Origin of the sequence: Collinsella sp. CLA-ER-H8, from assembly GCF_040092335.1 — a bacterium.
Taxonomy (GTDB): domain Bacteria; phylum Actinomycetota; class Coriobacteriia; order Coriobacteriales; family Coriobacteriaceae; genus Collinsella.
The window spans coordinates 1-2,323 of the sequence record NZ_JBBNLU010000026.1 but is presented as its reverse complement, the minus strand read 5'-3'; the positions used below and the strand labels follow the sequence as shown (position 1 = coordinate 2,323).

1 protein-coding gene and 1 rRNA gene are annotated in these 2,323 nt (G+C 57.0%); both read left to right on the top strand.

The features are described 5' to 3' along the window. Window positions 1-107 (top strand): 5S ribosomal RNA (gene rrf, locus AAAX72_RS09640); the annotation flags it as partial. A gap of 246 nt (window positions 108-353) precedes the next feature. Further along, entirely contained in the window at window positions 354-2,048 is a 1,695-nt protein-coding gene (locus tag AAAX72_RS09635; protein ID WP_349130168.1) for a phospho-sugar mutase, read from the top strand. The last annotated feature ends 275 nt before the right edge of the window (window positions 2,049-2,323 follow it).

The following is a 2,323-nucleotide window of genomic DNA, read 5'->3' as shown; positions in this document are numbered from 1 at the left end:
CAGAGCATGGGGGGCACGCCCGGTCCCGTTCCGAACCCGGAAGCTAAGCCCCATCGCGCCGAGAGTACTGCGGGGTCAGCCCGTGGGAGGCCAGGGCGCCGCTGACCGGTGGACGGCACCGAGCCGTCGGATGACATGGAGAAGGGGGAGGCCTCGCGGCCTCCCCCTTTTTTGCGTTAAAGGCGGCATTCACTAAGCAATTAAATCAATCCAATCATCCACCGCTGAATATAGACGTTCACCGTTCTTTGGTCGGTTCTTTGTTCTCAATGGACTAATATTTGCTTTAGCGCACTGCTGCGCTTGTCCTGTTTTACACGGGTCGTTTTATTGATTGTGACGGAAGGACTCACATGGCAGATGTTCATGAGCTGCTTGATACTTGGATTGCCAATGTCAAGGACGAGGAGCTCCTCGCTGAGCTTAACACGATGAAGGAGCAGGGTGATGAGGACGCCATTACCGACGCTTTCTTCCAGGATCTCGCCTTCGGTACTGCCGGCCTTCGCGGCACTATCGGTGCGGGCACTAACCGTATGAATATCTATACGGTCGGTCGTGCGACCCAGGGATTTGCTGACTACCTCAATGCGACCTTCGAGCATCCGACGGTCGCCATCGCTCGTGATAGCCGCAATAAAGGTGAGCTGTTCGTCAAGACGACGGCTGCCATTCTTGCAGCAAACGGCGTGACTGCCCTCGTGTATCCCAAGATTTCTCCTGTGCCGACGCTCTCCTGGGCCGTCCGCGACCTTAAGTGCTCTGGTGGCATTTGCATGACCGCTAGTCATAATCCGGCGCCTTATAACGGCTATAAGGCCTATGGCCCCGACGGCTGCCAGATTACTAGCGAGGCCGCCGATGCAATTTCTAAGGCTATCGCCGAGACCGATACGTTCACCGGCGTGAAGTCCATGGGCTTCGATGAGGCTCTTGAGCAGGGTCTGGTCAAATGGATCGACGACTCGTGCCTCGAGCGTTATTACGACGCCGTTCTCGCCCGCGGCGTGACTAACCTTTCTACCGAGGAGATCGCTGGCGCTCCGCTTAAGCTCGTCTACACTCCGCTCAACGGCACCGGCCTCATTCCCGTCACGACGGTGCTCGAGCGCGCTGGCATCACCGATGTCACGGTTGTTCCCGAGCAGAAGGAGCCTAACGGCGATTTCCCGACCTGCCCGTATCCTAACCCCGAGATCCGTCAGGCCATGCAGAAGGGCATCGATCTCTGCGAGCAGGTTCACCCTGATTTGCTGCTTGCAACCGATCCCGACGCTGACCGTGTTGGCGTTGCCGTTAAGAATGGCGATGACTATCTGCTGCTGACCGGCAATGAGATGGGCGTTCTGCTGCTCGACTATATCTGCAAGACCCGTGCTGCCCGCGGTGAGGACCTTACTAAGAAGGTTGCCGTTACTACTATCGTTTCTTCTGCCATGGTTGACGCTCTGGCCGACGAGTACGGTTTTGAGCTCCGCCGCTGCCTGACGGGCTTCAAGTACATCGGCGACATCATTACTTCTCTTTCCGATGCTGGCGAGGTCGATCGCTTTATCTTCGGTTTTGAGGAGAGCTACGGCTATCTGGCCGGCGACCACGTGCGCGACAAGGACGCCGTCAGCACTTCGCTTCTGATTTGCCAGATGGCGCAGTATTATAAGCTCCAGGGCAAGAACCTTGCCGATGCGATGCACGAGTTGTACGAGAAGTATGGCTACTATCACAACAAGACGATTTCGCTAAGTTATCCGGGCGCTGAGGGTGCGGCAAAGATGGCCGGCATCATGGCTGGTCTGCGCGAGAACCCGCCCGCGGAGCTCGCCGGTTCCAAGATTGAGGCCGTCGTGGATTACAACACCTGCGTGAACGGCCTGCCGAAGGCTAACGTAATTGAGTTCGATCTTGAGGGCGGCAACAAGGGTATTGTTCGTCCTTCCGGCACCGAGCCCAAGATTAAGCTGTACATCTTCGCTAAGGGCGCGGATGCCGCCGAGGCAGATGCAGCACTTGACGCGATTGAGGAGTCCGGTCGCAAGCTGCTGGCCTAAGGCTTTGAAAGCCTATTTCTATAGATAAACAGAGGAGGGGATCTCGGAAACGAGGTCCCCTCTTTATTACTGGCAAATACAGCTGAGAATCCCAAACTATGTAGGAAATGTGTACGACCAGATTCCCGCCCCCGGGGCCCCTCCGGTTTGGCAATATATCTCCTTGCCGCGCGGCCCGGTCGGACCGGATCAGCCGCGCAGGCGTGCACCTTGAGAACCGGATACTGCGAGGATGGACACACCAGATGTGTCGCATCCGGGCAGACATCGAACCA

Excerpts from the sequence above, each read along its gene's own strand:
- AAAX72_RS09635 (WP_349130168.1), top strand. The coding sequence starts at position 354 with ATGGCAGATGTTCATGAGCTGCTTGATACTTGGATTGCCAATGTCAAG.